Here is a 5,429-nt window from a genome sequence, read left to right on the forward strand (position 1 = left end):
GGGTTGAGATGTCGTAGATGTTTCGTTTCCGCAGGTTTCTCCTGCGGTTATGTAAAATTTAAACCTTTCAGGTTTGATAAAAAAAGACAGTTAAAAAATGACGAAACTACATTGCTGAATAGTTACAGCAAACTTAACAAAGCAATAGGTTGTTCACCACCTTATTTTCCTTCCTTTGCGTCCTTTGCGAAATCTTCCTTTGCGCTCTTTGCGGTTAAATCTTTATACCTTTAAAAAACTTGAACATCAAGTATAAAAAACGTAACTGTTCAGATGGCAATTTACCGCAGAGACGTAAGAGTTCGCGCAGAAGACATGGAAATAAATCAGATAACAGAAAAGATTATTGAGGACATCATGGTAATACAGCGGTGAACAGTTACTTTTGATGTATATCCCGAACGCTTACCAATTATTATGAAATTAATAATTCTACCTCATTAACCACAGTATCATCAACTTCAGGTAACTGTATGTTTTTTTTTACATCATCATAATTTTTTAAAACATACCTTATTTTTTCTACTAATGAGATTTCATCGCCAACTTTATATTTAATAACACATTGAGGTCTAAGTGGATTTTCACAACCTATTACCGGTATCTTAAGATATAAAGCCTGTAGCACTGAGGAACAGATACCATCACAGTCAGGGGTTCTGAGGTATATCTTTGACCGATTTAATAAAGTTAAAAATTCATCATGAGTCAAATTATTACCTAAAAATATATTCCTTTCTAAATTTAGTGTTTGGACGAGATTTATAGTCTGTTGTGAATAATTAATAGGACCAACGAATATTAGACCTAAATGAGGATAATCTTTAATAATCTCCTTAATACCTCTTAATGTAGCGGGTATATAAAATTGAGGTCTCTCAAAGAGATATGAAGATAATATTGGGTTATGTTGATTGATAAATATCTCTAAGTCTTCTGAAAGTTTTGTCTCTTTATATGATAAATATTGCTTACTAAAGGCTGGGAGTGGTTTAATTTTATCACCTTTTATTCCACATTCTTTAATCTTTTCTTTAATATGTTCATCATTACAAATAATTATCTTTGATAGAGTAAATATAACAAAAAATATTTGTATTGTCAAATAATTTTTGGGGGGGAAATATAATTGTGTTGCTCCACCGTGAAAGGTTAAAATACATCTCCTCAGAAATAAAAGACTAATAAATTCACTAATTAATGTCAGAATAAAACCGTTGATAGACTGTCCATTCATATGTATATGGATTTTATATCCTTTGAGGCAATATTTAAATACTTTAAAAATATAATCAAAACCACTTTGAACATCAAGATACTCATCACTTTTAATTCTTCTACTTTCAGGGCTGATATTCAATATTTGGCATTCATATCCCTTTTCTAAAAGATGTTTCTTAACATATTCTACTCGAACACTCCAGCCAGTTCTTGGAGGGGAATAGGAGACAATCTCCAAAATTTTGGGTTGTTTTTTTCTTGACTGATAGGAAGTTGCTTTTTGGTCATTTTTTGCCTCGCAACATTCTCGCTTTGCTCGAATTTGGATGTTACCTTCTTTTTTGCTCATTATGTAGATATTTTACCAAAAGTTTTATCTTATGTCAACAAAATTTCGTAACCGTTCAGGCTATATATCAAAAGTGTAAGAAAGGGGATAAGGAGATAAGAGTGATATGGAGATAAGATAATAGAAATAGATTGAAATTTATAGAAATAGGTAGAAATTGATTGTGGAAAACAACAAATTTCCATAAATTTCTATTAGTTTCTACTTTTTTAATAATATCTCCCTATCTCCTTAATCTCCACATCTCCTTTTGTTACACCACCTGAACGCTTACAAAATTTATTCCAATCCTTTCTCTGCCAATTCAATCGCATCAATTAAGCATTTAAGTTTATTTTTTGTCTCATAATATTCGGTTTCTGGGTTTGAATCGGCTACAACTCCTCCTCCAGCTTGCAGGTAGGCTTTACCATCTTTAATAACAATAGTTCTAATCGTAATACAGGTATCTAAGTTACCAGAGAAACTAAAATATCCGATACAACCAGCATAAGGTCCCCTTCTATTGGGTTCTAACTCATCAATTATTTCCATTGCCCTGACTTTAGGAGCACCTGTAACTGTTCCTGCCGGAAAACAAGCCCTGATTAAAGTAAAGACATCATATTGAGGTAGAAGTTTTCCTTTTACGGATGTAACAATATGCATCACATGTGAGTATCTTTCTATGATTTTAAATTCAGGCAGGTGAATTGATTTATATTCACAAACCCTACCAATATCATTACGACCGAGGTCAACTAACATAATGTGTTCTGCATTTTCCTTTGGGTCTGCCAATAGCTCTTTAGCATATTCATTATCTGCCTCTTTATTACTGCCTCGAGGTCGGGTCCCGGCAATAGGTCTTGTCTCTACCTCCTCATCCTCTAATCTTACCAAAATCTCTGGCGATGAACCCACAATTGCAACCTCATCATATTTTAGATAATACATATAAGGCGAAGGATTTATCTTTCTTAGTGCACGATAGATAGTTAAAGGGTCACAATAAATCTTACCACTAAACCTTTGAGAAGGGACAACTTGAAATATATCTCCTGCCTTGATGTATTCCTTTGCCTGCCGCACTATTTTCTCATATTCATCTTTAGTAAAGTTAGATTCTAATTGGATTTCGGATTTCGGATTTCGGATTTCGGATTTCGGATTTGGTAAAGGTTGGCGTAATTTAGTGATTATCCCTTCAATTTGTTCCATTGCCTTCTCATAAGATAAAGCCGGGTCATTGTCTATGTGAGCATTTGAGACTACTTTTATTGTTTGAAGGAGGTGGTCAAAGATAATAATCGTATCGGTGATAGCAAAAAATGTATCGGGTAGATTAAGGTCATCTGGATTTTTATCCGGCAAATTCTCAATAAATCTAACATAATCATAACTTAAATAACCCACTGCTCCTCCATAAAATCTTGGTAGCCCATCAACCTTAACTGATTTAAACTGACTCATTAGTTTTTTGAGTTGAATTAATGGGTCTTCACCAACATCAAAAGTTTCCTCTTGACCATCTCTAATAATCACTCCGTTCTTGCCTTTGGATTTAAAAATTATTGAAGGATTTGCACCTAAAAATGAGTATCTGCCCAACTTTTCTCCCTTCTCTACACTTTCTAAAAGATAGGCGTATTTTTCGTTTTGACTGATTTTATAAAATGCAGAAACAGGTGTCTCTAAATCACCGAGAATCTCTTTATAAACGGGTATCAAATTACCCTGATTAGATTTTTGCTTAAATTCCTCTTTTGTTGGATAATACATAAATTTACCCCTTTTGATTAGCCGGATATAATTTTCGATAAAAGCAGCTTCGCTCGCCAGTATGGCAAGCCACATTACCTATTTGTTCTACTTTAACCAATAAGGTATCCTCATCACAATCATACCAGATTTCTTTAACTAATTGAAAATGACCGGAGGTTTCTCCTTTTAACCAGAGTGATTGTCTTGACCTGCTCCAGAAATGTGTTTTACCTGTTTCTATGGTCTTCTGTAATGATTCTTTATTCATATAAGCAAGCATTAAAATGTCCTTTGTCGCCTCATCCTGAATTATTGCCGGGATTAATCCACGGTCATCAAATTTTAATTCCATTTATTTACCTCCATTAGTTTGGTAAATGGTAACTGGTGAATGGTAATTAGTTACCATTTAACCGATTATTTACTTTATAATTTCGTGAAGCCCTAATAGATTTTACATTTATTTTCACATATTGTCAACAAAAATTATTAAGAAAATCAATAAATTTGTCGATATATATAGTTAAGGAGAGGGAAATCTAAAATGGGTAAAGTAAAAAATATTGAAGATAACAACAACTTATTCAAAAAGGTTATTTATGTCATTTCTCTTGCATTTGTGTTGATAATATTAAATTCTTATTCTCAGGAAATAGGTGCACTTCGAACCACAGGAGAGAATATCTCAAATCATATCCTTAAGAATGAAGAAAATACCATTCCTATCTACATAAGTAAATTCTGGAAAAAACTAACAGTAGATGAAATACCAAATAATGGCGAAAAATATAATTGCACCGCCACTATCCAGATGCTTTATGCAGTCTGGTTTAAAAAACTATCTACAGAATTAGGTTATACAAGTGTAAATGAGATGCTGGATTATTCATTACGGGTTACCAGAATTAAAGAAATAATGGATACTACTATTCAATCATGGAATCAGACTCCAGACATTTTCCCTGAAGTTTCCCCTGAAATTTATCAGATATTAAATTCAAGTTGGTATGACAAATTGGGTGAGTATGATGCCATAGATAAATTTCTAATAGAGATTGGGTTAATTGATGATAGTGATTGGAAATCATCCACCTGGGAAGTAGTTGAATTGATGTTAAATAACGGCTATGCCTTATATCAAAAACAAGACCTAACTGGGAAAAAGGCAATAGACCTCTGGAAGGAGAAAAAAGATTATCTACCATTAGATGAAAATGCAATTAATTTAGTCTTACCAGGAGATATACTTACCGGCAAGTACTATGCTACTCATTATCCAGAAAAATATACGACTCATTTAACCGTATATTTAGGAATAAGAACGGGAACTCATTCATTTGCAGAGCAATTTGGTGATGAAACCAGAATCGTTTCATTAGAAAAAATGTATAAAGCACTCAGAACAGGTTTTGAGGCAATATTCAGACCCGTAATTATCATCTCTCCCGATAAAACTCAAGAATTTCTTACAAAAAAACCTTTTGCCGAGTATAATTTTGGAACAACAAGACCTCGACTATTATTTTTTAAGGAAGAGGCAAAAAATTTCCTCCTTCCAATTCAAATAACCGTAAATGGTAACCGTTCACAGGTGTAAATATTCAGGTAATCATCGCAAATCGTGAGACACCTTAATGTCTTTCACTATAATTAATACCCTTAATTTCCTCTATTGTTAATCCCGTTACCTGGGATATTTTTTCAACTTTCTCGCCTGATTTCAAAAGAGTTTTCGCTACTTCTATTTTGCCTTGTTGTAACCCTTGTTGTATTCCTTGTTGTAACCCTTGTTGTATTCCTTGTTGTATTCCTTCTTGTATTCCTTCTTGTATTCCTTGTTGTAATCCTTCTTGTAATCCTTCTTGTAATCCTTGTTTTAATCCTTGTTGTATTCCTTGTTTTAATCCTTGTTGTATTCCTTGTTTTATTCCTTGTTTTATTCCTTGTTTTAACCCTTTTTGTATTCCTTTTTCTATTCCTTGTTTTAACCCTTGTTTTAAGGCAAACTCTATCGCACCTCTTTGCATTCGGATAAAATCGTGCCGCTTATATTGAATCTCTAACTCCTTCTCACTCATCCCCGCAGTATTGGCTATTTCAAATGCCTCCTTTATTT

Annotated in this window: 5 protein-coding genes and 1 pseudogene; 1 reads left to right on the forward strand and 5 read right to left on the reverse strand. The window is 33.3% G+C overall.

Translation table 11 applies throughout. The features are described from left to right. Positions 1 to 415: 415 nt before the first annotated feature. From AB1414_14590 to hisI, 4 genes and pseudogenes are all read right to left on the reverse strand, one after another. Complete coding sequence (locus AB1414_14590) at positions 416 to 1,570, reverse strand: glycosyltransferase (GenBank protein ID MEW6608650.1); 1,155 nt, start codon at positions 1,568 to 1,570, stop codon at positions 416 to 418. Positions 1,571 to 1,599: 29 nt separating this feature from the next. Further along, on the reverse strand, positions 1,600 to 1,755 hold the full coding sequence (locus tag AB1414_14595; protein MEW6608651.1) for a hypothetical protein: 156 nt from the start codon (positions 1,753 to 1,755) through the stop codon (positions 1,600 to 1,602). Positions 1,756 to 1,849: 94 nt separating this feature from the next. Further along, on the reverse strand, positions 1,850 to 3,331 hold the full coding sequence (trpE, locus tag AB1414_14600; GenBank protein MEW6608652.1) for an anthranilate synthase component I: 1,482 nt from the start codon (positions 3,329 to 3,331) through the stop codon (positions 1,850 to 1,852). 28 nt (positions 3,332 to 3,359) lie between these two features. Then, positions 3,360 to 3,665, reverse strand: a pseudogene (gene hisI / locus AB1414_14605) (phosphoribosyl-AMP cyclohydrolase). A gap of 192 nt (positions 3,666 to 3,857) precedes the next feature. On the opposite strand from hisI, the gene AB1414_14610 reads away from it, so the two are divergent. Further along, the gene (locus tag AB1414_14610; GenBank protein ID MEW6608653.1) at positions 3,858 to 4,910 is read left to right on the forward strand and encodes a hypothetical protein; all 1,053 of its coding nucleotides are present in this window, start codon (positions 3,858 to 3,860) and stop codon (positions 4,908 to 4,910) included. A gap of 34 nt (positions 4,911 to 4,944) precedes the next feature. Here AB1414_14610 and AB1414_14615 read toward each other — a convergent pair. Beyond that, positions 4,945 to 5,429, reverse strand: a 485-nt coding sequence (locus AB1414_14615; GenBank protein MEW6608654.1) for a hypothetical protein, incomplete at its 5' end; no start/stop codon positions are given.

This window comes from bacterium, from assembly GCA_040755795.1.
GTDB lineage: Bacteria > UBA9089 > CG2-30-40-21 > CG2-30-40-21 > SBAY01 > JBFLXS01.